Consider the following 25,293-nt stretch of genomic DNA (forward strand, 5'->3'; position numbering starts at 1 on the left):
ATTGCGCGGCGCGGAGCGCTAGTGGCGTCGTTGCCAAACGAGCGAACGGTCGGCCGAAGCAGTTTGCAGAACAATTTCTAACACCAGACTCCAGTCCGGTTTCGTACCAAGTTAGTTAGCAGGTCAAACCCTGTGGCTGCCATTTTTGCATTTCAGTTCCCCTCGCTATAATTTCGCATTGAGGGCGCGGTCTGCACCACTAAGCTGAAAGCCTGCCCACTCGCGCGCTGGCGCGCCCTTGGAGTACGCCCCCAGTTTGGCGGCGCGCAGCGCGGCGCCGCATGAGTCACCATGTGCCAGACGCTGATAAAACGCCGCCATCAAGCTGCTGGTCGGAGCACTGGGGACCTGCCACAGTGCCGTCACTGCGCTATGGGCACCCGCCATTTCCACCGCACTGCGCAGGCTGGCGATGCCTTCGCCTGCGGCGATGTCACCATTGGCGGTGTTGCACGCCGACAGAACCACCAGAGCCGTTCCCTGCAAGCGCAGCCGCGCGACATCCTTTGCCAACATGACGTCTGGCCGGCCGTCGCGTGAGAGGACCAAGCCGGACTGGCGTCCCGGCAGCAGAAGATCCATCGCCCCTTCGGCGTTGCTGCCGGCGCCAGCGCCGCCGTCCAGTGCTGAGCGTAGAACGGCATGTGAGGCGATATGCAGTACGGCTGGCTGGCGGACCTGAGACAGAGTCTGCGCCGTGGCGCGCTTGCCCAGCAATACTTCGCTGGGAATGCCGATCTGGCCGAGTGCCCGTGCGGCTTGGCGGACTTCCGCACGGGTCTCCGGCAGGGCCGCAACCGGACCGAGCGCGATCGCCCCACTTGCCCAGCGCAGGGAGATATCCGGCTTTGCCGGGCCTTGGCCCTGTTGATAGTCGGGATCAGCAATGAGGACGGCGGGTCGGCGCATGGTCGGCGGCAACCGTGTTTCGAGCAATTGCCAGAGCGACGTGAGTACCCGGAATTTGTGCGTGCAGAGCAGCGGCTTTCCGTCCTGATCGGGCAAGGCGTCGAAAGGCAGCAGATGCAGGGCGCCGTCTGCTTCGATCAGCCACTCCTCAGCGTCTTGTACTGATGGCGCCAACCCATCCAGTAATTTCAGGGACAGTGCTGCTGCCGCGCGCGACTGGCTCGCGCCGCGCAGAAAATCGGTACGGCAGGTATGGACCAGGCGCTCGATCACTTCCTGCTGGTCCAGCATGTCCAGTTGAGTTTCCTGGGCGGTGACACAATAGCGCAGATAGTAGCGTTGACCTGGCCTGCCGTTGATTCCGGGGCTGTCAGTGAGCAGCATGAATCCAATCGCTGCCGATCCGGCCAGTTGCGATTGCATCGCTTCAAGACGTGTACGGTCTGCGTCCAATACCCCCAACTGCTCGGGCGGAAGCATCCACATGGCCGAGCTCGATATGAGGTCATGCTGAGCCAGTAGCCGAAGAAATGGCTGTACATCGGTGACCGTTGCCGGGGTGTTTGCCAGCGCGTCTTCCAATGTCTGAAGCAGCTCGGCGGTGATGGGGCTCTGTGTGGCGATGCCCGCCTGCGCTGCTTCCCGATAGCGTCGCCCGGCTAACTTGGTTTGCAGGATAGTCAGCAGCTTGTCTTCGGCTCGCTGGTTGAGCTGCCCATTGGCATGCTCGGCAAGCAAGCGCGATGACAGCAGGACGCGCCGCATGGTGCACGCGGCAAAGACCGAGTGCGGTGCGCCTTTCCGTTGCAGTAGGCGCAGACGGCTGGTATTCGCATCCAGCGCACGACGCCACGCATCACTGGCAGCTTCGTGAGCGCCTGCTTGGCCCAAGGCCTGGCCAAAAGCGTACAAGCGATATTCGTGGGCGACCAGCAATGGCAGATTGCTTGGTGCGGGCGACATGTCCACCACGCGCTGCGTGTATAGCTGGATCAGTGGCGCGGTCATGCCGCCCGCCCGCATGGCCGCTGCCAACAGAATCCAGAGCTCGGTCATTTCCATGGCAGCGTGCATTGCCAGGTCTTCGCCGGTGCGTATGGTCATGCTGGTCCGGATTATGGCGGTCAGTTCCCTGCCATACTCGACCCGCATGATTTCCATGCCCATCTTCTCGTCCTGGGACGACTGCAGTTCGCAAAAGCCCGGCATGCATTCGGTGACAATGCGATCCCTGGCCCGCAAAGCTTGTTCCAGCATGGAGACCGCTGCCACCGCGCGCTCTTGTCGCAGCAGGCTGAGTGCGTAGGGCGGCAATACATACGGCCGGAATGGCCAGTATGCTTCAGGATCTTGTTCAATCAGGGCGTTTGCCTGCGCCAGCAGCGCCTCCGCTTCGCTGTAGCGGCCGGCCTTGAGATGCAAGCGAGCGGGTCTGACCAATTGCGCCAGTCTTGCCTGCATGCCGCCGAGCTCTTCCCGCTCCTTGGCCGATGCCAGTGCCGGGGCTGCTGCTAGAGTGCAAGCCGCTTGTAGCCAGCGGCGACGGCCGCGATGCACGGAGCGGGCTTGGTCTGCCTTCACTGCTGGCCCATCTTGATGGCGCGTGCAATGCGTTCCCATTGCGCCGGCGGAGTCACCTCCGGACGGCGCAAGGCCTGGCATGATGCCGGCACGGGTGCGGACGGGGGCAGGCCGGCGCAGGTCCGCAACTGCGCGAGACGGGCTTCAAGGGCACGTTGATGCGCCACTTGCTTTTCCATCGCCTGGCGGATGGCCTTGGCTGCGCGGCTGGTCTCGGCAGGCGAGGTCACGCATTGTTCCTGCGCCTGCCTGGCCTGACTGAGCATGTGCCGCCACTGCTGCGGCGATGGCTGGTCCGCACGCGGCCAGCGGTTGGCCAGCAAGTCGTCCATGCACGACGCAGTGTCGAAGGGTAGCGTACTGCCCAGCAGGCTTTCGTACTCCAGCAAGCGCATCGCCTGCTGCCGCTGGGCGGGAGGCAGGTCCTCATCCACGGCTGCGGCAGAGGAGGGAAGAATGGTTGCGACCAGGCTGAATGTTGCGAGGAGGCCTGCGTAGAGTTCCGTTATGCGCATGGGGACTGTGATCAAGAAGAATGGCGACAGTAGCAGCACTATTACTTGCTGTAAAGAATTTAGTTGTCGTCTTTGCTTCCGCAGGTGACCCGTTTCATTCTGGATAAACCCGGGTTCGTCGCAATCCGGATGACGGCACGGAGCCTTGCGGTCACGATGAGGCCATCATCAACCACACGAGGTATCCATGAAAAATTCACAGCAATGCCTGCCCCTTTGCTGCTCTGCACTGATTCTGGTCGCCACGGCAACTTTGCTGCCGGGTTGCGGCGGCGGTGCTGGCGGTCCGGAGCAGCAACAGGCCGGGGTGGCCGCGAGCGATGTGGCGGCCTATGCGGCTACCTTGGCTTATTGCGGCAGCCAGGAGCCAGGTGGCAGTGGCGCGTCGGCCGATAGCTTTGAAGTCACCTGGCCGACACATTCCGGTCCCACCGACTACGACGTTAATGCCATTGTGTCGCCGGCAGGGTATATCAATCCGACCGGGCCAGCGCAACGCCTGCAAGTGGATATTCATGATTACCGCGGCGCCAAGGACACGGTCCTCAAGGCGGCCTATATCGAGCCAGCCTGGAAAATGGGTATCGCTTTCCAGCCTGCCCTGGCGCCGAAATCGGTTGCCTGCGTGGCCAGCCTGGGCAAGCTCACGCCGATCCCGAAGGGCGGGTACACGCTTGCCTGGCGCAGTAAATGGGCAAGCGCGGTTCCGGTCGAACGTGTGCCGGGAGCGGTGTTCGATGGTTTCGAATTGGTCAGCAACTTCAGCCCGGCCAATGCCACCGTGTTCTTCGTCATGGCGAAGAGCCGCATTGCAAGTACGGCGGGCGCGTCGATCTGCTATCTCGCACCCACATCGCAGCAATGGGATTGCGCGGCCGCGAGCGTCAACGATCTCGGTACCAACTGGAGTTTCAATCGTCTGAGTAGCCAGGAGGGCGTCTATGTCCTGACCGTGCCGGGAATTGGCTGAAACTTAACGATTGGAAATTCATAATATATCGCTTACCATTGCCCAATAGCAATTACCAAATTCTACATGATCCAAACAGCCATCATTGCCGATGACGAACCCCACATGCGGGAGATGTTGCGCGAACAGCTTAACGCCTTGTGGCCGGAGCTGCGGATTGTGGGCGAGGCTGAAGATGGCCTCGCCGCTACCGCCTTGATCCACGCGCTCAAACCTACCTTTGCTTTCCTCGACATTCGCATGCCGGGTATGACCGGGCTGGAGGTGGCCAGTGGCAAGACGGCCGACACCCGCGTGGTGTTCGTGACCGCCTTTGACGCACACGCCGTCGAAGCCTTCGAAGTGCAGGCCTTGGATTATCTGCTTAAGCCGGTTGAAGCGGGGCGCCTGGCGAAATTGGTCGCCAGACTCCGCACCTTGCAGCCTGCGGCAACGGTCGACCTGGCGCGCCTGGCTGAATCGCTGGCCAGCTTGAGCACGATGACACAGGCCGTGTCCCGGCTGCAGTGGTTGCAGGTGGCGGTGGGGCAGCAGGTGCGCATGCTGCATATCGATGAGGTGTGCTTTTTCGAGTCCGATCTGAAGTACACCCGGGTGGTGGGCGAAAACGTGGACGGCATCATTCGCTTTTCGCTCAAGCAACTCAGTGAGCAGCTTGATTCCGCGCTGTTTGTGCAGACCCATCGGGGCACAGTCGTCAACCGCCGCTTCATCCATGCCGTCCATCGTCACGGCGAGACCATGGAGCTTGAGCTCAAGGGAGTCGGCGAGCGCCTCAAGGTGTCGCAGCCAAATCACCATTTGTTCCGGGCGATGTAAATGTTTTTGCTCTTCCGTTTTCACCGCGTGGCGCTGGCGGTCATGGCAGCCGTTGTCTGCGTGGTCTTTGCAGGCCTGGAATGGTTGACCAATATCGCCTTTGGCAATGGCATTTCGACTTGGGGGATGGCGCTGGGGATAGCTTGCTCCAGTCTGCTGTTTTTGGGGATTGCCGGCTTGCAGCGTGCTCACGCGCCGCTGCGTCAGGCCGCCTGGGCCGCGCTGGCCAAGTCGATGGAGATGGCGTTGGGCGCCACCTTTCTGTTTGTGCTGGTGGCTGCGGCGTCGTTCCTGCCGGTCTCGCTGACCAGCCGCTTCATGCTGGGCGATCGTGCGACCGACACCATCATCTATCTCGCGCTCGGTCTAGGCATATTGTTGGCCGTGAATGCCAGTATTGGTGCGCTAGTGCAGCGCAAGCTTGATCAGGCCGAGGCGCGTGCCGAGATCGCCGAGCGCGATCATCAGTTACTGCAGGCGGAAATGGCCGTGCTGCGCGCCCAGATCGAGCCGCATTTTCTTTGGAATACATTGGCGCATGTGCAGTTCCTGGCCCGGAAGAGTCCCGACGAGGCGGCCGACATGACAGGCAACCTGATTACTTATCTGAGGGCAGCCGTGCCAGGCGCGCGCCGCGACGCCAACACGCTGGGCAGCGAACTGGCGTCGGTGCGCGCCTATCTGGACATCATGCGCATCCGCATGGGGCAGCGGTTGCAGGTTGAGGTCGAAATGGAGTCGAAGCTGGCCGGTCTGCCTTTCCCGCCGCTGATTGTGCAAACCCTGGTGGAGAACGCCATCAAGCATGGCGTTGAGCCTAAGCCTGGTCCGGTTTCTGTGAGGGTGTTAGCCCAGATCGTGCAGGAAGGCGCACAGCGGCAGATGGTGCTCTGTGTAAGCGACACGGGTGTTGGCTTGCGGTCCGATGCCGCCACGGTCGGAACGGGATTGGGTCTGGTTAGTGTGCGTACACGCTTACAAGGATTGTATGCCGGACAGGCAGTGTTCACCTTGGCCGAGCGCGCCGGTGGCGGCGTCGAGGCCCGAGTCGTCATCGCGCTCTAATATGGGTTAGTGACCATAAAGCAGGGATTCATTCCCGGATTCCCCGCTTTGGTCAGATGTTAGCTGTGATGGGGCGCATGCGGCGGCAAGATGTGCACATACTTTTAAGGGGAGCAGTCAATGCAGAATACTGAGTGCAAGATACCTGAAATGCGCAATCGCATCAGTGGGAAAGTGCTGTACATACTATAAATCAACGGGGTGACTATTTTGAAATCTATACTCGCCTTTTCTATTATTTCATCGATTGTCTTGTTCGCTGTAGCGGCCGAGCCATCTTTTTCTGAATTCAAAAATTCTTGGATTTGGGTAACTAATGTCGAAAAACATCGGCTAAGGATGTGACTATAGAGCTAGGTCTTTTTGTGTAGCCAGGCAGCAAATATTCGAAGATCTTTCATCTGTTAACCGTTAATTGGGATGGGGTTGGACAGTCTACGGTTCGGAATGGAATTATCCAAGGATGCGATTCTCATCAAGGAACGTATACTCTTTATCTTCCTGAAGAGTCTGGCACTTGGAATGCAAATGGTCAGAAGATAATTGACAAAATAGCGTCAGTCGCATGTGGGAACAAAAAGCAATAAGTTGCGCCTGTCACCTTTGTCGCATGGCGGCTGCGATGGTAAAAAAGCGACAGCAGGCGATATGCGAAATTAATGAGTTTTTTAATGAGGTATAATCAATGATGGACAGCGAGTATAAAATTCCTGAAATGCGCAATAGCATGAGTGGAAAATCATTATATATATTTTTAATCGTTCCGCTCCTAGTTTTTTTCTATATCTACGTAGAAACCATGAATAGTGCCACACCCATTAAATGGGTAGATTATATTTTTAGCGGTATCTTTTTGAGCTTCATTGGAAATATTCCTGTGCTCATCGTGTTTAATATCGTGAATGAAATTATTGCCGGACCCGGCAGCAATCGTCGCTTGAAACAGCACTGGGCCAAACATTCCTACGTCTGGTATCGTTCCACCTTCCCTGGCCATGCGCACGCCAATGGCAGAGTGAGTTGCCGTCACTGTGGTGGGGATAAACTGCGGGTGACAAATTTGATGAAGCAAACTTATATGCGTGTCCATAATTGTGCGCAATGCGGTGAACCTCTCTACTTCACGCCTGAAAAAATCTGATCGATATTTTTTACAACAAGGTTAAATAATGATTAAAGAAGAAAATAAAATGTCCCTGAAGAAGAACAAATTTTTTTTAAACCTTGGCTTAGCATTGATCTCGGCAGCCTATGCATCGCAGTCTGTTGCCGCAGATTTGTATGCCCAGCTTGAGCGTGATGGCAATACCTTCAAGATCGCAAGCAATTTTTCCATGACTCCTCCTGCACCATCTTCGGAGAAGGGGTTTCTTCTTTCTTCCTGGCCGTTCAAAGCCAGTAACTTGGATCCAGCGTTCGACACGAAAAGGTTTGAATGCGTAATAAATAGCGCAACGAAATCAGACGGTTGTGAAAAATACAGGAACAATGAAAATAGCTTCGTCTACGTAAATACACTGTCAAGCTTTTATGGAAAGACGCCGGATGAACGGCGGAACATAGAAAACAGGGGGGGGAGCGCTGCCGGTGAAAATGCGAAGGCGGTGGCGGGGGGCGTGCTTGCATTACCATTCCTGGTTGTTGCATCGCCCCTTCTTTTACTTGGCCAGGCGACGAAAACTGAGACTAAAAAATGGGTTGAGTTTAATCATGAAGAGTTCATGAAGGCCCAAGAAGCAGGGATAAAAAACTCGGGTTTTTCCAGCAAAGAGGATTTTTTTAAGTTTCAGGTTAACGCATCAAAAGTGTTTGACAATCTTAATAAGACCAATCTTGACCAATTGGCTTGGCTTAACGGGGCAGTAAAAAAGGAACGTGAGGCGTTACGTGACTACGTTAATGTTGGGATCGAGGTGAATTCGTATTCTTTTTCACCGAGCAAATTTGTTATCCCGCAACTGGAAATCAAGCAAGATCTTGTAGCGTTTGAATCTAGTAATGGTGCAGCCATCAAGCAGTACTATGATGATCAATATCGGGATTTCGCGGCAAGTCTGGAGGCTGACAGGATCAAATTGCGGCCTGCATATGAGGCGAAACTCAAGCAAATTGAAGCAGCAGAGAAAGAGCGTCTGGCGCAAGAAATAGTTGCCGAGAAGGAACGTATTAAACAGGAGAAGATTGCAAACGAGCAGAGGCGCCTTGCTCTTGCAAAAGAAGCTGCGCGGCTTGAGTCTTTCCGCAAAACGTTGAAAGTTGGAGAAGACACCTTCTGCGGTCCCGTCATTGAAGTTAAGTACCCAATGATTAAAGTGGCGATCAGTGCACCATTGCCTGGATTCGCGTCGGAGACATGGCTCAAAAGCAACCAGGTCTTCCCTTCAGAGTATGGCTGCCGGAACGTGAACGGGAAACTCTCTCCGCTGCACTATTTCTAGATCGTTTTTTACGTTGGCGGGAACTACGAGGTCACGGACAGTCTCCGCCAGCTCAAACCACGGCGTTCTCAAGAACCAAGTGCAACACCCACTTGCTGTAAGGTGCTGCCATGCCGAGAAACTATTTTCACCTAACTCCACAAGATCGTGCGGTGGTCATGCTCATGCGCGACGACCAGTGCAGCATCCGTTCCATCGCTAAACGCCTTGGCCGCGCCCCCAGTTCAATCAGTCGGGAGATTAGGCGCGCGCCGCCCGGAACCGGCGCTTACGATGCCAATCTTGCTCATTTGCAGCGCGGCGCCCGCCGCGTTGCGCCGCGCCGCGCCACCAAGTTGCATCCCGACAGCGTTTTGTTTATGGTCGTCCGGCATTATTTGACGGAGCTCTGGTCGCCGCAGCAAATTGCGAACATACTGCGCCTCATGTGGCCCGACGAATCCGACAAAACGGTCTCTCACGGGACGATCTACAACGCGATCTACCTGCACCCGCGAGGCGAACTCAAGCGCGAGATGATCGCCTGCCTGCGCCATCACAACCAAGCGCGCAAACCGCGCAGCAGGGGCGTCGACGGGCGCGGCCAAATCAAGGATATGCGAAGCATCCATATACGGCCGCCGGAGATCGAGGACCGCCTGATTCCGCAGCACTGGGAAGGTGACCTCATCAAGGGCGAGGGCAACCTTTCCTCGGTCGGTACGCTCGTTGAGCGCACGACCCGCTTCGTGGTACTGGCCAAGATGGACAACTCGGGCACGCGCTCCGTTGTCGACAGCTTCTCTGCAGTGCTCAATCGCCAGCCGGCGGCGATGCGCAAGTCGATGACATATGACCAAGGCCGCGAAATGCTCGGCCACAAGATCCTGCCTGGCGAACGCCGCCACGCGGTCGTATGACCCCTCGTAACCCAGCTCTTTCAGGTCCTCGTGGATCTGCTTCAAATTGCGTCGCTGCTTGCGCGGCTTGACCGTTTCGGCCTTGAGCCACCCCGACAACTGCAATGAGTATTTGTCCAGCGCGCTGGACGCTCGCCGCTCCGCATAGGAGGGCTCAGTGATTTCCGAGCGCAGATAGCGTCGGACGGTGTTCCTCGAGATGCCCAGTCGCCTGGCGATCTCCCTGAGGAGGACCTGGTCACGCAAGTGCCAGCGTCGAATTATGCCTAGCAATGCCACGTCGATCACTCCGTTCTCCTGCCGATGAGACAGGTGGATTGTGCTTCAAACGTAGGTCAGATTCGTTTGCAAATTACTGGGGAAACTGGGTCAATTTTCGACACAAATCAACATGTAGAGACTTTCACCAGGCAACCAGTTGAGGACGGGGCCTGATAAGGGACGAAGCTGGGCTCGCCAATCCTCCAGATTTCTGTGCGCTGGAGTCATCAGTGCTTGTTCTCGACTATTTTTCGTTGTTCGCGACTTCATTTCAAAAGAACATTCCCCTTGGACCAATTCGGCCCATTCAAAAAATTTTAAAAATATCGCTTGCTATTCTGTAGTGCACGATATAAAGTACACACATCGGCGCTGCAAACACAGCGAAGAGCAGCAAAAATATAGTGCGCTACTTAGTAGCAAGCAACTTAAATTAACCCATAGCAAAGGAAATCATCATGTCGATCAAACAAGTTCTGTACCGCGCAAACGCTAAAGCAACCGGTGGCCGCGAAGGCCGTGCTGTCTCCTCCGACGGCGTGCTGGACGTCAAACTGACCACCCCGAAAGAACTGGGCGGCGCCGGCGCGGTGGGCACCAATCCTGAACAGCTGTTCGCCGCCGGCTACTCGGCTTGCTTCCTGGGCGCCATGAAATTCGTCGGCGGCCGCGACAAGATCGCCGTGCCTGCGGACGTGTCGGTGGAAGGCACCGTCGGTATCGGCGCCATCGAAACCGGCTTCGGCATCGAAGTGGAACTGAAAATCTCGCTGCCGGGCCTGGACCGCGCCACCGCTGAAAAGCTGGTCGCCGCCGCCCACATCGTCTGCCCTTACTCGAACGCCACCCGCGGCAACATCGACGTAACGCTGACCATCGTCTAAGCACGGTTTGCTGCTACCGCCAAGGCGGTAGCGGCGGCCTGGAAGTCCACCAAACAAGTAGTGCACGATCTAATCGATAGTAACTAAACTTAGGAGCAATATCATGAAAGCATCCATCCTGTCCGTCGCCGCCGCCGTCATCGCCCTGACCTCGAGCGCCTATGCCGCCGACCCCGTGAACAGCGGCGAAGGCTACCAGGCCAACATCAGCGCCGTGTCCACCCGCACCCGCGCCGAAGTGAAAGCAGAAACCGTCGCCGCGCTGCGCAACGGCCAGATCCTGAACGGCGAAGCCTATCCAGCCAGCTTCACCACCGCCGCACCGGGCAAAACCCGCCAGGAAGTGCGCGCCGAACTGGCCCAGGCCATCAAAGCCGGTACCCTGCCGCACTATGAATAAAGCCCCTACAATGGTTGCTTCTATCCCTGTAGAGGCAACCATGATTGAGTGGCAATGGCTTGAGTTTGAACACCTTCCACGCGAAGACCTGTATGAAGTGATGCGCCAGCGGCAAGAGGTCTTCGTGCTGGAACAGAAGTGCCTGTATCCCGACCTCGACGGCTACGACCAGGCGGCGCATCACTTGATGGCCTGGCATGCGGTTGACGGCAAACGCCAGCTGGCGGCCTATCTGCGCTGCATAGCGCCCGGCGTGAAATTCCCTGAAATGTCCCTCGGCCGCGTTTTGACGGCAACATCCGCGCGCGGCAGCGGCATTGGCCGCCAGTTGCTGGACGAAGGCATACGCCGCGCCGAAGCGCTGCATCCCGGCCACCGCATCCGCATCGGCGCCCAGCTCTATTTGGAAAAATTCTACAGCAGCTTCGGCTTCGTCCGCGTGAGCGAACCGTATGACGAAGACGGCATCATGCACATCGATATGCTGCGCTAAAACGCCGGGCTTAAAACGCGATGATGAAGCGCGCGCCGGCGCCTACCGGTTTGGCGTAGCGCACCATACCGCCGTTGGCGTGCACCAGGTGGCGCACCATGGCGAGGCCGATGCCGCGCCCCTGTTTCTTGGTCGAGAAAAACGGCGTGAACACTTGCGCGGCCAGCTCCTGCGGCACGCCGGGGCCGTTGTCGGCCACTTCGATGCGCAGCCGTCCGCCGCGGCTCAGGCGCGCGCTCAGCTGCACTTCCGGCTGCAGCGTGGCGGCGGTGGCTTCGGCCGCGTTCTTCAGCAAATTGATCAGGGCCTGTTCCAGCTGGCCTGGGTCCACCATCACGTCCAGCGAGGCCGGTTCGACGGAGAAGACGGCGCGGCCGCCGCGCGCCAGCCATTGCGGCGCCATCAGCATGGACAGGCGCGCGAACAGTTCGCCCAGGTGCACCAGCTCGGGCTGCGCCTGCGGCACGCTGGACAGGCTGCGATAGCTGGCCACGAACTCCACCAGGCTGGCGGCGCGGCGGGCGATGGCGTCCAGCGCGGTGCCCAGGTCGCCGCTGACGTCGGGCGCCAGATCGGCCTGCACTTCGGCCAGCAGGTCGCAGGCGGTGCGCGACAGCGACGCCACCGGCGTGAGCGAATTCATGATCTCGTGGGTGAGCACTTGCACCAGCTGGCGCCAGGCGTTCATCGCTTCCGCTTCCAGTTCGCTTTCCACCGGCATCAGCGCGGCCAGGCGCTGGCCAGCGCCCTGCACTGTCAGCGCTGTAACGGAGGCCAGGGCGCGCTCGGTGCCGCGTTCCGTTTCAAAGCTCACCAGTTCGCGGCGCTCGGCCGTCTGCGCGGCCAGCACGTCGGCCAACTGCAGGGGATCGCTGGCGCGGCCAGGCGCAAGCAGGCGGCGCGCGCTGGCGTTGAGCGGCGTCAGCGCACCGGGGCCGCTCAGGGCGGCGATGGAGAACAGCGCGATCGGGGCGTGTTCGAGGCGCGCTTCCAGCAACTGCGCCGCGTCGAGCAGTGCGCGCCGGTCCGGCGTGAGCGACCACGGCATGCCCGCTGCCACCGCAGGCATTTCTGCCGCAGGCGCGGCTTGCGCTGCCTGGGCTTTGAAGGACAGGCGTCGCTGGAGCAGCCAGGCGGGAACAACGGCGGCGAGCACGCACAGCACTTGCAGGCGCGGCGACCCGGCGGTGCTGGCGGCGGCATAGCTCAGCGCCATGAGCGCGGCCACGCAGGCGTAGGCTACATAGGTGGAAGCTTGGCGTGGCCGTTCAGATGCCATGCTTGCCCAGCTTGCGGTATAGCGCAGCGCGGCTCACGCCCAGCATGCGGGCGGTATGGCTGATGTTGCCCTTGGCTGCGGCCAGCGCGGCAGAGATGGCGTCCCGTTCGAGCGCGTTCAGGGTCAGGTCGTCGCTCGCTGAGGATGGCGCGAGGACAGGCATGAGCGCCGATGCTGGTGCCGGCATCGCAGCGCCGCCCGCCGCAGTACTCTCGGCGGGTGCTGCGAGGCCGAAGTCTGCGGCCAGGTATTCGCTGTCGCTGCCGAGGATGACGGCGCGCTCGCAGGCGTGGCGCAGCGCGCGCACATTGCCCGGCCACGGATAGGCCTCCAGCCAGGCCAGCGCGGCGGACGACAAGGGGCGCGCGGGGCGCTGGTACTGGCGCTCGTAGGCGTCCAGATAGTGCCGCAGCAGGCCGGGTATGTCTTCTCGCCGTTCGCGCAGCGGCGGCACGCGGATCACGATGGTGTTGAGCCGGAACAGCAGGTCGGGACGGAATTCGGCTGGATCGAACAGCCGCACTTCGTCCAGGTTGGTGGCGCTGATGATGCGCACGTCGATCGCTTCCGGCTTGTCGGCGCCGATCGGCGTCACTTCGCGCCGTTCCAGCACCGTCAGCAGCTTGGCTTGCGCGGCCAGCGGCATGTTGCCGATTTCGTCGAGGAACAGCGAACCGCCGCGCGCGGCCTGGAAGCGTCCGGCGCGGTCGGCCTTGGCGTCGGTGAACGAGCCTTTGCGGTGGCCGAACAATTCGCTTTCAAAGGTGGACTCGGGCAAGGCGCCCATGTCCACCGCCAGGAAGGTGCCGCCGGCGCGCTGCGAGGACAAATGGATGGCGCGCGCCACAAGTTCTTTGCCAACACCGTTTTCGCCCAGCACCATCACGTTGGCGCCGGTGGGGCCAACGCTGGCGATCATGGCTTTCACGCTGCGCATGGCGGGCGAGTCGCCCATCAGGGCGGCGGTGGCGTCGTCGGACGACTGCGACGGCGCGCGGGCGGGCACTTCGGCGGCGCGGCGCGCCAGTGCGGCGTCCACAGCGGCCACCAGGCGCGCGTTGTCCCACGGCTTGGTGATGAAGTCGCACGCGCCGCGCTTGAGCGCCTCCACCGCGAGCGGCACGTCGGCATAGGCCGTCAGCGCGATCACGGCACAGCGTTCGGCGCGCAGCGTGTCCAGCAGCGCAAGGCCTTCCGCGCCGTCGATACGGCCGGGAGTGAAATTAAAATCGAGCAGCACCACGTCCGGCACGCCGCGCGCGAGATAGGCGGGCAGCCCGGCGGGATCGTTCAGGGTGGCGACGGTGCCGTAGCGGCGGCGCAGCAAAAGCTGGGCGGCGCAGGCCACGTCGGTGTCGTCGTCGAGGATCAGGATGTGTGCTGTGGTGTGGGCCATGTGGCGCATTCTAGCAGCACGGATAGCCTTGCGGAGCATGGGTTTCCGCCGTTTTTTCGCAGTGGCCGCGCACTGTCCGGATCCGAACACTTGGCCCTGTCCGCATGCGGACAACCACCCTCGCCAGCAGCCCAAAAGCGCCCAAAAAAGCGCTGCCGGATGCCTGGCACGGCGCTTGCAATGTGACGGCTATCGCTCACTGCAAGCAAACAACAACATGAACACTCCCCATCCCAAACTGGTCACCGGCGCCGCCATGGACACCATCGTGCCCAAGCGGCGCGGCAAGACCATCGCGCTCGCCGTCGCCGGCACTGCAGCAGTGGCGGCCTTCGCTTTCGCGCTGTGGCACTGGATGCCGCGCGGCCTGCAAGTGGCGGCAGGCGAACTGCGCATCGCCGCCGTGGAGCGCGGCGTGTTCCGCGACGATGTCGTGGTGCGCGCCACCGCCCAGCCGCTGCAGTCGGTGATGCTGGACTCTGTGGAGTCGGGCCGCATCGAAGAAGTGTACGCACGCGACGGCGACCTGGTGAAACAGGGCCAGCTGCTGTTCCGCATCTCCAACCCGCAGCGCAACCTGGAGCTGCTGGCGCGCCAGGGTGAACGTGCGCAGCAGATATCCAACCTGTCCAATCTGCGCGTGGCGCAGGAGGCCAGCCGCAGCGAACACCAGCGCCGCCTGGACGACCTCAGTTTCGCCATGGACCAGGCGCAGAAGCGCTATGCGCGCGACGAGAAGCTGGCCGCGCAAGGCTTCCTGTCCTCGGTGGCGCTGGAAGAATCGGCCGACCGCGTGGCGCAGCAATGGCGCGTGCTGGCGCAGGCGCAGGCCAGCAACGATACCGACCAGCGCGTGCGCGCCACCGCGCTGGAGCAGCTGGACAAGGCACTGGACGGCTTGCAGTCCGGCCTGAAGCTGGTCAGCGCCACGGTGGATGCGCTGGCCGTGCGCGCGCCCAGCGACGGCAGGCTGACCGACTTCCGCCTGCAGGTGGGCGAGTCCATCACCACCGGCAAGCATGTCGGCCGCATCGACGATCCGGCGCGCTTCAAGCTGTCCGCCGAAGTGGACGAGTACTACCTCAAGCGCGTGGCTGTGGGCCGCCACGGCAGCGTGCAGATGGACGGCCGCAGCTACGCGGTGGACGTGTCCACCATCTACCCGCAGATCAAGGAAGGCCGCTTCACCGTGGAGCTGGTCTTCAGCGCGGGCCAGCCGGATGCGCTCAGCCCCGGCCAGAGCGTGGACGCCACCATCACGCTGGGCGAACCCGCGCCCGCGCTGCTTCTGCCGAACGGCGCCTTCCTGAACGACAGCGGCGGCACCTGGGTGTACGCCGTGGCGCCGGACGGCGGCGTGGCCGAACGGCGCGCCATCCGCAGCGGCCGGCGCAACAACGCGCAGCTGGAGGTGCTGTCCGGCCTGGCCGTGGGCGAGCGCGTGATCGTCTCCGGCTATACGGCCTACGGCAACGCCCCCAGGCTGCAAATTTCCAAGTAAGCTCACCACCAACGACAAAAGGAGTCACTATGCTCAAGCTACACGGCGTCAGCAAAACCCACCTGGCAGGCGAAGTACAGACCACCGCCCTGGACCGTATCGACCTGCAGATCGACGCCGGCGAGTACGTGGCCATCACCGGCCCCTCGGGCTGCGGCAAGTCCACTTTGCTCAGCCTCCTGGGCTTGCTGGATGTGCCCAGCAGCGGCGAGTACTGGTTCGAAGGCCAGAACGTGGCGGGATGGAGCGAAGGGAAGCTGAACGAACTGCGGCGCGGCCGCATCGGCTTCATCTTCCAGAGCTTCAACCTGATCGAGGAACTGAGCGTGTTCGAGAACGTGGAACTGGCGCTGGAATACACCGGCATGGCCAAGGCCGAACGCAAGGCCAAGGTGACGGCCATGCTGAACAAGCTGGGCGTGCTGCACCGCGCCGGACACCGTCCGTCCCAGCTGTCCGGGGGCCAGCAGCAGCGCGTGGCGATCGCGCGCGCGCTGGTGTCCGGCCCTGCCCTGCTGCTGGCCGATGAACCGACCGGCAACCTGGACACGGCGCACGGCGACGAGGTGATGCGCCTGCTGCGCACCATCAATGCCGAGGGCACCACGGTGGTGATGGTGACGCACTCGCCGTCGCACGCCGCGCAGGCTTCGCGCACGCTGAACCTGCTCGATGGACGCATCATGGTTGACGCACTGCGCGCAGCATGAAAACGTCCGACTTCCGCATCGGCTGGCGCCTGCTGCTGCAGGAGCGCGCCTATTCCGCCGTCACCATCCTCGGCCTGGCGCTGGGCTTCACCGCCTGCTTCCTGCTGATGGCCTATGTGCGTTTCAGCTTCAGCTACGACAGCCATGTGCCGCAGGCGGACCGGGTGTACGTGGCCAAGAACCGCATCAACATCCTGGAGCACGGTGGCTGGTTCGACAACACGCCGATCAATCTGCTGGCCGTGGCGGAAGCCAGTCCGCTGGTGGAGGCGGCTGCCGTGGCCTTGCCCGGCTCGTCCACGCTGAGCCAGAACGGCACGCTCAGCACCATCGAGATCCTGCTGGCCAGTCCCGCCCTGCCCAAGGTGCTTGGCCTGCGTGCGCTGGAAGGCGACCTGGCCGCTGCGCTGGAGCGTCCCGAAGGCATCGCCCTCACCGAGAGCAAAGCGCGCCAGCTGCTGGGCGCAGCGCGCGGCGTGCTGGGCAAGACCATCACCATGGAGGGCAAGCAGTACCAGGTGCTGGCCATTCTGCCCGACCCGCCGGCCGCCTCCACGCTGCACTATGCGCTCCTGGCCGGCACCAGCAGCCAGCTGGTGCCCAAGAATATGCGCAAAAGCCTGGACAAGAACGATAGCTCCAACTGGGGCGGCATCATCTCGCGCCTGTATGTGCGCCTGGCGCCCGGCGCGACGCCGCAGGCGCTGCAGCGCCTGCTGCAGGAAGCGCACGACCACTCGCCCCTGATCGCCACCCTGCCGCCGGACGTGCTGCAGCGCCTGAACGGCCGCAAGGTGTCGGACATCGCCCTGACCGCTCTGCGCGACTGGTATTTCGACCCCGAACTGGCCAGCAACAGCAGCAGCGCCAAGCACGGCGACGCTAGGCTGGTGCTGGGCGTGGCCGCCATCGGCGCGCTGATCCTGCTGCTGGCCGCCATCAACTACGTCAACCTGGCCACCGTGCGCGTGATGCGCCGGCGCGCCGAAATCGCCATGCGCAAGGTGCTGGGCGCCAGCCACGCCAGGGTGGCGGCCATGCTGATGGCCGAGTCACTGCTGGCCAGCATGCTGGCGGCCGGCTGCGGCCTGCTGCTGGCCTGGCTGCTGCTGCCCGGCTGGGCGCAGCTGCTGAACCGGCCTCTGGCCACCGTCATGGGACCGGGCGCGGTGCTGGCGGCGCTGGCCGTGGGCCTGTTCACCGGCGTGCTGGCCGGCCTGCATCCGGCCTGGCTGGCGCTGCGCGTGCGGCCCGTGCAGGCGCTGGCGGCGCGCGGCGGGCAGGAAACCTACGGCACCACCTGGCTAAGGCGCGGCGTGACCGTGTTCCAGATGACTTGCGCCATGGCCCTGGTGGCCAGCACGCTGGCCGTGGCCTGGCAAACGCGCTACGCCAGCAGTGCCAATCCCGGCTTCGACGCGCAACCCTTGCTGGTGCTGGAACTGCCCTCGCTGATGTGGCAGGGCCAGGCGCCGCGCCAGATGCGCGACGCCTTGCTCCGGGTGCCGGGCGTGGAAGGCGTGGCCGCGTCGCCGTCGCCGGCGGGACGCTACTACCTGGGCCTGAACAATCCGGTGCGTACCAGTACCGGCGTCTCCGCCACGCTGCAGCAGCGCTCCGTGTCGCCCAGCTTCTTCCAGGTGTACGGCGTGGCGCCGCTGGCCGGGCGCAGCTTCGATCCGCAGCGCGAGCAGGAGAACAACGACGACGTTGTGGTGCTCAACGCCGCCGCCGCCAAGGTGCTGGGTTTCGCGTCGCCGCAGGCGGCGGTGGGCCAGAGCGTGGCGCTGGAGAGCCGAGGCAGCGAAGTGCGGCCGGTGGTCATCGGCGTGGTGCCGGACCTGCGCTACCAGTCGCTGCGCGAAACGCCGGCGCCCGTCCTGTACCGCAACAACCTGCACGCGTCCGTGCTGACGGTGCGCTACCACGGCGACATGGCGGATCTGGAACGCGCCGTCGACGCCCTGTGGCGGCAGTACTTCCCGGACACCATCCCCGAGATGCGGCGCGCCGCCAGCTACTTCGCCGAGAACTACGACGACGACGCGCGCCTGGCGGCGATGCTGGCGGCGGGCAGCGCCATGGCCTTGCTGCTGTCGGCCTTCGGCATCTACGTGCTGGCCGCGTACAACGTGCAGCGGCGCGCGCGCGAGATCGTGCTGCGCAAGCTGTACGGCGCGCGGCGCGGCGCCGTGGCGCGCCTGCTGGGCAAGGAGTTCGCCTGGATGCTGGGCTGCGCCGCGCTGCTTGGCCTGCCGCCAGCCGCGCTGGCGATACAGCGCTACCTGTCCGAGTTCGCCGAGCGCGCGCCGGTCGGCCACTGGACGCTGCTGGCGGCGCTGGGCGCCGTGCTGGCCGTCGCGCTGGGCGCCACCATCCGCCATACCCTGGCCGCGCTGCGCATGTCGCCGGCGCTGGCATTGCGCAGTTAAGGAGCCCACATGCAAATACAAGACTTCCGTATCGGCTGGCGCCTGCTGCTGCAGGAGCGCGCTTATTCCGCCGTGTCCATCCTGGGCCTGGCGGTCGGCTTCGCGGCCTGCTTCCTGCTGCTCGGCTTCGTGCACTACTGCCTGAGCTACAACAGCCACGTGCCGGACGCGGCGCGCGTGTACTCGGTGAAGCAGCGCATCAACGTGTTTCCGCGCCCGGACTGGGGCGAGTACGCCTACCTGCCCCTGCAGGCCGCAGCCGACGCCAGCGGCATGGTGGAAGCGTCCAGCATCGCCAAGCAGCTGGACCTGCCGCTGTGGAACGGCGCCCAGCGCCACCCGGCGGAGCTGCGCGTGGTCGATCCGGCGTTCGAAGCCATGTTCGGCTTGCGCGCGCTGGAAGGCGACGTGCAGGCCGCGTTGACGCGGCCGGACGGCATCGCCCTGACGGCCACCACCGCGCGCAAGATCTTCGGCGCGGCGTCCGCGCTCAACCAGTATCTGCGCGTGCGCAAAGAGACGCTGCAGGTGCAGGCGGTGCTTGCCGATCCGCCGGCCAACGCCACGCTGCGCTACGACGGCCTGCTCGGCAGCGCCAGCGCGGCGTGGCCTGAACCGGAACGCGGCGACCACCGCAGCAACTTCCAGCGGCGCGGCGGCGTCTACCTGAAGCTCAAGCCGGACACGGATGCGGCACAGGTGGCGCGCCTGCTGCAAAGCGCCGTCAACGCCGATCCGCGCGACGCGGTGATACGCAACGGCCCCATGGGCAAGAAGCTCAACGGCCGCAACGTGACCGACGTGGCCATGGCGGCGATGCCCGACGTCTACTTCGATGAAGACCTGGCCTCCGGCCGTAACAGCGGCGACTACGGCCAGCGCGGCAGCGTGTTCGCGCTGGCCGGCATTGCGCTGCTGATCCTGCTGCTGGCGGCCAGCAACTACGTCAACCTGGCCACGGTGCGCACCCTGCGCCGCCAGCGAGAGATCGGCATGCGCAAGCTGCTGGGCGCCAGCCATGCGCGGCTGGTGGCGCAGTTCCTCACCGAGTCCTCGGTGGTGGCGCTGCTGGCCACGGTGCTGGGCCTGGGCCTGGCCTGGCTGTGCCTGCCCATGTTCAGCGGCCTGGTGGCGCGCCAGCTGGACGGCCTGTTCTCGCCGGCCAGCTGCATGCTGGCCCTGCTGGGCGGGCTGCTGACCGGCCTGTGCGCGGGCGTCTACCCGGCCGTGCTGGCCCTGCGGGTGCGCCCTGCAGCGGCGCTGGCCGGACGCGGCGACCATGAAACGGCGGGCGGCCTGTGGCTGCGGCGCGTGCTGACGGTGCTGCAGTTCGCCACCGCCATGGCGCTCAGCGGCGCCACGCTGGCCATCGCCTGGCAGGCCGACTACGCCGCCAAGGCCGACCGCGGCTTCGACCCCGCCGGCATGCTGGTGCTGGACCTGCCGCAGGAAACCGGCAAACCCGCTGCGGACGGCTTTGTGCAGGCGCTGGCGCGCATGCCGAATGTGCGCGGCGTGGCCGCCATGTCCGAAGCGGCGGGCCGCGACGGCATGAAAATGGTAGCGACGCTGCCGGGCCGCACCGGGGAAATGGTCAGCATGGAATACCGCACGGTCAGCCCCGAGTTCTTCCAGGTCTACGGCCTGAAGGCGCTGCACGGCCGCCTGTTCGACCCGGCCCGCGACCAGGCCAATTCCCAGTCGCGCGTGATCAACGCGGCGGCGGCGCTTGCGCTGGGCTTTGCCACGCCCGAAGCGGCCGTCGGCCAGTTCCTCACCAATGGCGACCGCACGGTGCAGATCGTCGGCATTGCGCCCGAAGTGCGCTACCAGAGCCTGAAGCAGACGGCCCAGCCGCTGGCCTACCGCATCGCACCGGCCCAAGTGCTGGCGGTGCGCACCAGTGAGGACGCGGCCACGGCGCACGCCAGCATCGCGCCGCTGTTCAAGCAGTATTTCCCGGACAGCGTGCTGGAACTGCAATCGGCCGCCAGCCTGTTCGGCCTGGCTTATGCGGACGACGTGCGGCTGGCCCGCATGCTGGCCTCGTCCAGCCTGATCGCGGTGGTGCTGGCGGCGTGCGGCATCTACGTGCTGTCGGCCTACAGCGTGCAGCGCAGCCGCAAGGAAATCGTGCTGCGCAAGCTGCACGGCGCGGGGCGCGCCGCCATCGCCCGCCTGGTCGGACGCGAGTTCGCGGTGCTGATCGCGGCCGGCGCCGTACTCGGCCTGCCGCTGGCGGCGCTGGCCATCCGGCGCTACCTGGCCGGCTACGTGGAACACGCCCCCATGGGCGCCTGGCCGCTGCTGGCGGCGCTGCTGCTCGCCGCCCTGGTGGCGCTGCTGGCCACCGCACGCCACACCCTGGCCGCGCTGCGCATCTCCCCCGCCCTCGCCTTGCGCGGATAAAAAAAGGGCGGCCAGGTGGCCGCCCCTTCATTTGGCGCGAAGGATTACTTCACGCTCAGCAGTTCGATGTCGAAGATCAGCGTGGAACCGGCCGGGATCAGGGTCTGGGCGGTGAAGCCGTAGCCCAGTTCAGGCGGGATGATCAGGGTGCGCTTGCCGCCCACTTTCATGCCGACCACGCCGCGCTTCCAGCCTTCGATCACGGAACCGGTGATCATGAAGTCGAACGGCACGTTCTTGTCGACCGAGCTGTCGAACTTGACGCCGTGCTGGTCGGCTGCCGTTGGATCGTAGATCCAGCCAGTGTAGTGCACGGTCAGGGTCTTGGTGGCGCTGACTTCGGCGCCGGTGCCTACCACTTTGTCGATAATCGTGACCTGGGCAGACGGCGACGGCTTGCTGATGCTCAGCACGGAGATTTCCATGACCAGCGGGGTATTGGCTGCCACCTTGGCGGTGTAGGCCGGGTTGGTGTAGCTGTACACGCCGTAGGCCAGGTTGGCCGGCAGCACCAGCTGCACGGTGCCGCCCTTGCGCATGCCCAGCACGCCCTGCTCGGCGCCCGGCAGCCAGCGGCCGGTGCCGATGGCGTACACGGCCGACGGCGAACCGTCCACCTGGGCGCCGCGCGAATTGGGCTTGGTGCTGTCGTACAGGAAGGTCGAATAGCTCACTTGCACCAAGTCGTTGGCCACCACCTCGTCGCCGCTGCCGGCGGCCAGTACGGTTTTCAGATAGGCGGGCTGCGGCGCCACGTCTTCAGTCTTGGTGGTGCTGGCTGGCGCGCCGCAGGCGGTCAGCGCCGCCACACAGGCGAGCGACGCGATCAATTGGAACATCGATTTCATGATTACCTTTGTATTGTTGAACATGTAACTGGCACTGCGCTGGCGCCGCCATCCGGGCACCGTCGGAGCAGAAGTGTAGCAGACTGCCACAACGCCCTTTCGGGCAGAACATTCAGTTACAAATTGGCTGTCTCAAATTTCCACCTGCGTGCCCAGTTCGATCACCCGGTTGGGCGGAATCTGGTAATAATCGGCCGCCGCGCGCGCATTGCGCGACATGGTGACGAACAGGCTCTCGCGCCAGGACGCCATGCCGGCGCCCGGGGTGGAGATCACGGTCTGGCGGGCGATGAAGAAGGAAGTTTCCATCATCTCGAACTCCAGCCCATGCTTGCCGCACAGCGCCAGCACGTTGGGGATGTCCGGTTCGTCCTTGAAGCCGTAGTGCACATTGACCTGGTAGCACTGGTGGCCCAGGTCGACGATCTTGACCTGCTCCTCCGGCGCCACCCACGGCTCCTCCACGATATGCACGGTAATGAACACCACGCGCTCGTGCAGCACCTTGTTGTGCGACAGGTTGTGCAGCAGCGCATGCGGCACGCCGTCGCTCTCGCCGCGCAGGAAGATGGCGGTGCCGTACACGCGCGCCGGCGGCGCCATAAACAGCGAGGACAGGAAGGCTTCCAGCGGAATGGCGTGCTTTTCCAGGTTCTTGAAGACCAGGTCGCGGCCGTCGCGCCAGGTCAGCATCACGGTAAACAGCACGCTGCCCAGCAGCAGCGGGAACCAGCCGCCGTGCAGCAGCTTCAGCGACGAGGCCGAGAACAGCATGATGTCGATCACCAGGAAGAAGCCGGTGGCGCCCCAGCACAGCAGCAGCGGCAGCTTCCAGCGGTAGCGGATCACGAAGAAGGTCAGCACGGTGGTCGACAGCATGGTGGCGGTGACGGCGATGCCGTAGGCGGCGGCCAGGTTTTCCGAGGAGCCGAAGCCGACCACCGCCAGCAGCACCACCGCCAGCTGCAGCCAGTTCACGGCCGGGATGTAGATCTGGCCGATTTCGCTTTCCGAGGTGTGGCGCACGCGCATGCGGGGCAGCAGGCCAAGCGCAATGGCCTGCTTGGTCATCGAGAAGGTGCCGGAAATGGTGGCCTGGGACGCGATCACGGTGGCCATGGTCGACAGGATCACCAGCGGGTAGACACTCCAGGCGCCCAGCTGCTGGTAGAAGGGATTGGAGATGGCGTCCGGGTGCGCCAGCAGCAGGCCGCCCTGCCCCAGATAGTTCAGCGCCAGCGCCGGGAAGCAGATCGCAAACCAGGCCACCCGGATCGGCTCCTTGCCGAAGTGGCCCATGTCGGCATACAGCGCCTCGGCGCCGGTGAAGGCCAGCACCACGGCGCCGAGCGCCACGAAGGCGATGAACTGGTTTTCATACATGAACACCAGTGCGTGCCACGGGTTGAGCGCGGCCAGGATGGCCGGCGCCTGCATGATGTTGACCACGCCCATGGCGGCCAGCGCGCCGAACCAGATCAGCATGATGGGGCCGAACCAGCGGCCGATGCCGGCGGTGCCGTGCGACTGCACCGCGTACAGCGCCACCAGCACGATGATGGTCAGCGGCACCACGTAGGGCTTGAAGGCGGGCGTAGCCACTTCCAGGCCCTCGATGGCCGACAGCACGGAAATGGCGGGGGTGATCACGCTGTCTCCGTAGAACAAGGTGGCGCCGAACACGCCCACCAGCATCAACGGCACATGCCAGCGCGACGCGCGGCTGACCGAACTGAGCGCTAGCGCCATCAGCGCCATGATGCCGCCCTCGCCGCGGTTGTCGGCGCGCAGCACCAGGGTGACGTACTTGAGCGAGACGATGACGGTGAGTCCCCAGAAGATGAGGGAGACGATGCCGGTCAGGTTCGCCGGCGTCAGCGGCAGCCCGTGGGCCGGGTCGAAAATGGTTTTGAGGGTATACAGGGGGCTGGTGCCGATATCGCCATAGACGATGCCGACGGCAGCTAGCGTCAGTGCGACGAGGCTGCTTTTCTTATGTTCCGACGTCAAGATTGCACCTGAGTTTGTTCTGGTGCGTTGCACAATAGGCCAACTATCGGCAATTTGCAAGTGCATTCTGGCATGGCCGCGCTCCGCTGTTTTCGGCCCCCATTCTACCGCCGCCAGCGGCCCGGGCCGTTTTCCCGGATAATGGCAGACCCGCCGCACCTTATTCAAACAACACCATGAACACAGGCATCCTGTACGCCGCCCTCGCGTTTTTCTGCTGGGGCCTGTTCCCCCTTTATTTCCACGCCATCGGCGAGGTGCCGCCGATTGAAATCCTGGCCCACCGCATGCTGTGGTCGCTGCTCTTCCTGGCCCTGGTGCTGACCGCGCGCGGCCAGTGGCGCTGGCTGCCGGACGTGCTGCGCAAGCCGCGCGTGATGGCCAGTTTTGTTGCCAGCGCTATATTGCTGACCGCAAACTGGTTCGTCTACATCTGGGCCGTGAACAATGGCCACGTGATCGACGCCAGCCTGGGCTATTTCATCAATCCCCTGGTCAATGTGCTGCTGGGCCTGCTGGTGCTGAAGGAAAAGATGCGGCGCGGGCAGTGGATCGCCATTGCCATCGCCGCCTGCGGCGTGGCCTGGCTGACCTGGCAGGCCGGACAGCCGCCGTATATCGCGCTGATCCTGGGCATCACCTTCGGCGGCTACGGCCTGCTGCGCAAGACGGCCGCGCTGGCGGCGCTGGAGGGGCTGTCCTTCGAGACCATCATCCTGTTCCCGCTGGCGCTGGCCTATGTGATCTGGCTGAGCGTGCACGGCCAGAACACCTTTATCAACTCGCCGCACGACAGCACGCGCTGGCTGCTGGCCGCCGCCGGCCCCATCACCGCGATTCCGCTGCTGATGTTCGCCGCCGGCGCGCGCCGCATCCCCATGGCCGTGCTGGGCATGCTGCAATACCTGTCGCCCACCATGCAGATGCTGCTGGGGGTGTGGATCTTCCACGAGGCCTTCTCGCCGGAACGCCTGGCCGGCTTCGTGGTGATCTGGAGCGCGCTGGCGCTGTACGTGGCGGAGGGGCTGTGGGCAACGCGCCGCGCGGCCGCCGCCATATAATAAGCACCCCGACAGACTAGCCAGGCAGCCCATGACCAGCACACCACCGTTTGATCCGCCCTACAAAGCCAGCACCGTACTGGAAGACGGCAGCGTGAAATGGATGGAGGTCCGCGCGGACGGCTCCATGGTGGAGACCAGCGCGCCGGCCGCCGCCATGCCGGAGGCGGGCTCGGCCCCGGCGCCCCGGTCCGGCCAGCCCGCTCCATCCAGCCAGTCCGGACGCGCGGTGACGGTGCTGAACGTGCCTTTCGCGGAAAAGGAAGAGGCCAAGCAGCTGGGCGCGCGCTGGGACCCCAAGCGCCGCAAATGGTATGTGCCGGCCGGCGTTGACGCGGCCCCGTTCGCCCGCTGGACCGCCTGAAAAGTCCGCCAAATCACCGCTGAACGCCGCCCAAACCCGCTGAAACTAG

20 protein-coding genes and 2 pseudogenes are annotated in these 25,293 nt (G+C 63.4%); 15 read left to right on the forward strand and 7 right to left on the reverse strand.

Features of this window, described 5'->3' with window-relative positions; genetic code table 11:
- Positions 1-165: 165 nt before the first annotated feature.
- Together GTP77_RS30980 and GTP77_RS00185 are read right to left on the reverse strand one after the other, a co-directional pair.
- Positions 166-2,490, reverse strand: coding sequence for a CHAT domain-containing protein (locus GTP77_RS30980; protein WP_161070152.1), 2,325 nt, complete (start codon positions 2,488-2,490; stop codon positions 166-168).
- Entirely contained in the window at positions 2,487-2,924 is a 438-nt protein-coding gene (locus GTP77_RS00185) for a hypothetical protein (protein WP_161070153.1), read from the reverse strand. The genes GTP77_RS30980 and GTP77_RS00185 overlap by 4 nt, the downstream gene beginning before the upstream one ends.
- A gap of 268 nt (positions 2,925-3,192) precedes the next feature.
- Between GTP77_RS00185 and GTP77_RS00190 the strand changes: the two genes are divergently transcribed.
- The 6 genes and pseudogenes from GTP77_RS00190 to GTP77_RS00215 form a co-directional block, all read left to right on the forward strand.
- Complete coding sequence (locus GTP77_RS00190) at positions 3,193-3,975, forward strand: hypothetical protein (protein WP_161070154.1); 783 nt, start codon at positions 3,193-3,195, stop codon at positions 3,973-3,975.
- A 66-nt stretch (positions 3,976-4,041) separates the two neighbouring features.
- Positions 4,042-4,794 carry a LytR/AlgR family response regulator transcription factor gene (locus tag GTP77_RS00195; protein WP_187358562.1) on the forward strand — a complete coding sequence of 251 codons (753 nt, stop codon included), beginning with the start codon at positions 4,042-4,044 and terminating at the stop codon, positions 4,792-4,794.
- Positions 4,795-5,859, forward strand: a complete 1,065-nt coding sequence (locus GTP77_RS00200; protein ID WP_161070155.1) for a sensor histidine kinase — start codon at positions 4,795-4,797, stop codon at positions 5,857-5,859.
- A gap of 685 nt (positions 5,860-6,544) precedes the next feature.
- Entirely contained in the window at positions 6,545-7,000 is a 456-nt protein-coding gene (locus GTP77_RS00205) for a hypothetical protein (RefSeq protein ID WP_161070156.1), read from the forward strand.
- Positions 7,001-7,028: 28 nt separating this feature from the next.
- Positions 7,029-8,297: a hypothetical protein gene (locus tag GTP77_RS00210; protein ID WP_161070157.1), complete on the forward strand. Its 1,269-nt coding sequence runs from the start codon at positions 7,029-7,031 to the stop codon at positions 8,295-8,297.
- 110 nt (positions 8,298-8,407) lie between these two features.
- A pseudogene (locus tag GTP77_RS00215) lies at positions 8,408-9,166 on the forward strand (IS30 family transposase); the annotation flags it as partial.
- Here GTP77_RS00215 and GTP77_RS30435 read toward each other — a convergent pair.
- A pseudogene (locus tag GTP77_RS30435) lies at positions 9,167-9,484 on the reverse strand (helix-turn-helix domain-containing protein); the annotation flags it as partial.
- 431 nt (positions 9,485-9,915) lie between these two features.
- On the opposite strand from GTP77_RS30435, the gene GTP77_RS00220 reads away from it, so the two are divergent.
- The 3 genes from GTP77_RS00220 (at position 9,916) to GTP77_RS00230 (ending at position 11,234) form a co-directional block, all read left to right on the forward strand.
- Positions 9,916-10,341 carry an organic hydroperoxide resistance protein gene (locus GTP77_RS00220; protein WP_161070158.1) on the forward strand — a complete coding sequence of 142 codons (426 nt, stop codon included), beginning with the start codon at positions 9,916-9,918 and terminating at the stop codon, positions 10,339-10,341.
- A gap of 103 nt (positions 10,342-10,444) precedes the next feature.
- The gene (locus GTP77_RS00225; protein WP_161070464.1) at positions 10,445-10,741 is read left to right on the forward strand and encodes a DUF4148 domain-containing protein; all 297 of its coding nucleotides are present in this window, start codon (positions 10,445-10,447) and stop codon (positions 10,739-10,741) included.
- Between the two features lie 40 nt (positions 10,742-10,781).
- Positions 10,782-11,234 carry a GNAT family N-acetyltransferase gene (locus GTP77_RS00230; protein WP_161070159.1) on the forward strand — a complete coding sequence of 151 codons (453 nt, stop codon included), beginning with the start codon at positions 10,782-10,784 and terminating at the stop codon, positions 11,232-11,234.
- A gap of 10 nt (positions 11,235-11,244) precedes the next feature.
- Here the strand turns inward: GTP77_RS00230 and GTP77_RS00235 are convergent, their stop codons facing one another.
- A complete protein-coding gene (locus GTP77_RS00235) occupies positions 11,245-12,513 on the reverse strand; it encodes a sensor histidine kinase (RefSeq protein ID WP_161070160.1) in 1,269 nt (422 codons plus the stop codon).
- On the reverse strand, positions 12,503-13,909 hold the full coding sequence (locus GTP77_RS00240) for a sigma-54-dependent transcriptional regulator (protein ID WP_161070161.1): 1,407 nt from the start codon (positions 13,907-13,909) through the stop codon (positions 12,503-12,505). Before GTP77_RS00240 ends, GTP77_RS00235 begins: the two co-directional genes overlap by 11 nt.
- A 217-nt stretch (positions 13,910-14,126) precedes the next feature.
- Between GTP77_RS00240 and GTP77_RS00245 the strand changes: the two genes are divergently transcribed.
- Genes GTP77_RS00245 through GTP77_RS00260 form a run of 4 tightly spaced genes read left to right on the forward strand, consistent with a single transcriptional unit; the run spans position 14,127 to position 20,961 of the window.
- A complete protein-coding gene (locus tag GTP77_RS00245) occupies positions 14,127-15,410 on the forward strand; it encodes an efflux RND transporter periplasmic adaptor subunit (RefSeq protein ID WP_228894230.1) in 1,284 nt (427 codons plus the stop codon).
- A 29-nt stretch (positions 15,411-15,439) separates the two neighbouring features.
- The gene (locus GTP77_RS00250; protein WP_161070162.1) at positions 15,440-16,120 is read left to right on the forward strand and encodes an ABC transporter ATP-binding protein; all 681 of its coding nucleotides are present in this window, start codon (positions 15,440-15,442) and stop codon (positions 16,118-16,120) included.
- A complete protein-coding gene (locus tag GTP77_RS00255) occupies positions 16,117-18,552 on the forward strand; it encodes an ABC transporter permease (protein WP_161070163.1) in 2,436 nt (811 codons plus the stop codon). Before GTP77_RS00250 ends, GTP77_RS00255 begins: the two co-directional genes overlap by 4 nt.
- Positions 18,553-18,561: 9 nt before the next feature.
- Positions 18,562-20,961 carry an ABC transporter permease gene (locus GTP77_RS00260; protein ID WP_161070164.1) on the forward strand — a complete coding sequence of 800 codons (2,400 nt, stop codon included), beginning with the start codon at positions 18,562-18,564 and terminating at the stop codon, positions 20,959-20,961.
- 44 nt (positions 20,962-21,005) lie between these two features.
- On the opposite strand, the gene GTP77_RS00265 is transcribed toward GTP77_RS00260, so the two are convergent.
- Positions 21,006-21,809, reverse strand: coding sequence for an FKBP-type peptidyl-prolyl cis-trans isomerase (locus tag GTP77_RS00265; RefSeq protein ID WP_161070165.1), 804 nt, complete (start codon positions 21,807-21,809; stop codon positions 21,006-21,008).
- Positions 21,810-21,941: 132 nt separating this feature from the next.
- Complete coding sequence (locus GTP77_RS00270; protein WP_161070166.1) at positions 21,942-23,819, reverse strand: potassium transporter Kup; 1,878 nt, start codon at positions 23,817-23,819, stop codon at positions 21,942-21,944.
- Positions 23,820-23,995: 176 nt separating this feature from the next.
- Between GTP77_RS00270 and rarD the strand changes: the two genes are divergently transcribed.
- Both rarD and GTP77_RS31190 read left to right on the forward strand, forming a co-directional pair.
- Entirely contained in the window at positions 23,996-24,880 is an 885-nt protein-coding gene (gene rarD, locus GTP77_RS00275; RefSeq protein ID WP_161070167.1) for an EamA family transporter RarD, read from the forward strand.
- 31 nt (positions 24,881-24,911) lie between these two features.
- A complete protein-coding gene (locus tag GTP77_RS31190) occupies positions 24,912-25,244 on the forward strand; it encodes a DUF5710 domain-containing protein (RefSeq protein ID WP_187358584.1) in 333 nt (110 codons plus the stop codon).
- Positions 25,245-25,293 lie beyond the last annotated feature (49 nt).

The organism is Pseudoduganella aquatica (genome assembly GCF_009857595.1).
GTDB lineage: Bacteria > Pseudomonadota > Gammaproteobacteria > Burkholderiales > Burkholderiaceae_D > Rugamonas > Rugamonas aquatica_A.

Coding starts and splice junctions, on each gene's coding strand:
- GTP77_RS00190 (WP_161070154.1), top strand. CDS start 3,193: ATGAAAAATTCACAGCAATGCCTGCCCCTTTGCTGCTCTGCACTGATT.
- GTP77_RS00195 (WP_187358562.1), top strand. CDS start 4,042: ATGATCCAAACAGCCATCATTGCCGATGACGAACCCCACATGCGGGAG.
- GTP77_RS00200 (WP_161070155.1), top strand. CDS start 4,795: ATGTTTTTGCTCTTCCGTTTTCACCGCGTGGCGCTGGCGGTCATGGCA.
- GTP77_RS00205 (WP_161070156.1), top strand. CDS start 6,545: ATGATGGACAGCGAGTATAAAATTCCTGAAATGCGCAATAGCATGAGT.
- GTP77_RS00210 (WP_161070157.1), top strand. CDS start 7,029: ATGATTAAAGAAGAAAATAAAATGTCCCTGAAGAAGAACAAATTTTTT.
- GTP77_RS00220 (WP_161070158.1), top strand. CDS start 9,916: ATGTCGATCAAACAAGTTCTGTACCGCGCAAACGCTAAAGCAACCGGT.
- GTP77_RS00225 (WP_161070464.1), top strand. CDS start 10,445: ATGAAAGCATCCATCCTGTCCGTCGCCGCCGCCGTCATCGCCCTGACC.
- GTP77_RS00230 (WP_161070159.1), top strand. CDS start 10,782: ATGATTGAGTGGCAATGGCTTGAGTTTGAACACCTTCCACGCGAAGAC.
- GTP77_RS00235 (WP_161070160.1), bottom strand. CDS start 12,513: ATGGCATCTGAACGGCCACGCCAAGCTTCCACCTATGTAGCCTACGCC.
- GTP77_RS00240 (WP_161070161.1), bottom strand. CDS start 13,909: ATGGCCCACACCACAGCACACATCCTGATCCTCGACGACGACACCGAC.
- GTP77_RS00245 (WP_228894230.1), top strand. CDS start 14,127: ATGAACACTCCCCATCCCAAACTGGTCACCGGCGCCGCCATGGACACC.
- GTP77_RS00250 (WP_161070162.1), top strand. CDS start 15,440: ATGCTCAAGCTACACGGCGTCAGCAAAACCCACCTGGCAGGCGAAGTA.
- GTP77_RS00255 (WP_161070163.1), top strand. CDS start 16,117: ATGAAAACGTCCGACTTCCGCATCGGCTGGCGCCTGCTGCTGCAGGAG.
- GTP77_RS00260 (WP_161070164.1), top strand. CDS start 18,562: ATGCAAATACAAGACTTCCGTATCGGCTGGCGCCTGCTGCTGCAGGAG.
- GTP77_RS00265 (WP_161070165.1), bottom strand. CDS start 21,809: ATGAAATCGATGTTCCAATTGATCGCGTCGCTCGCCTGTGTGGCGGCG.
- rarD (WP_161070167.1), top strand. CDS start 23,996: ATGAACACAGGCATCCTGTACGCCGCCCTCGCGTTTTTCTGCTGGGGC.
- GTP77_RS31190 (WP_187358584.1), top strand. CDS start 24,912: ATGACCAGCACACCACCGTTTGATCCGCCCTACAAAGCCAGCACCGTA.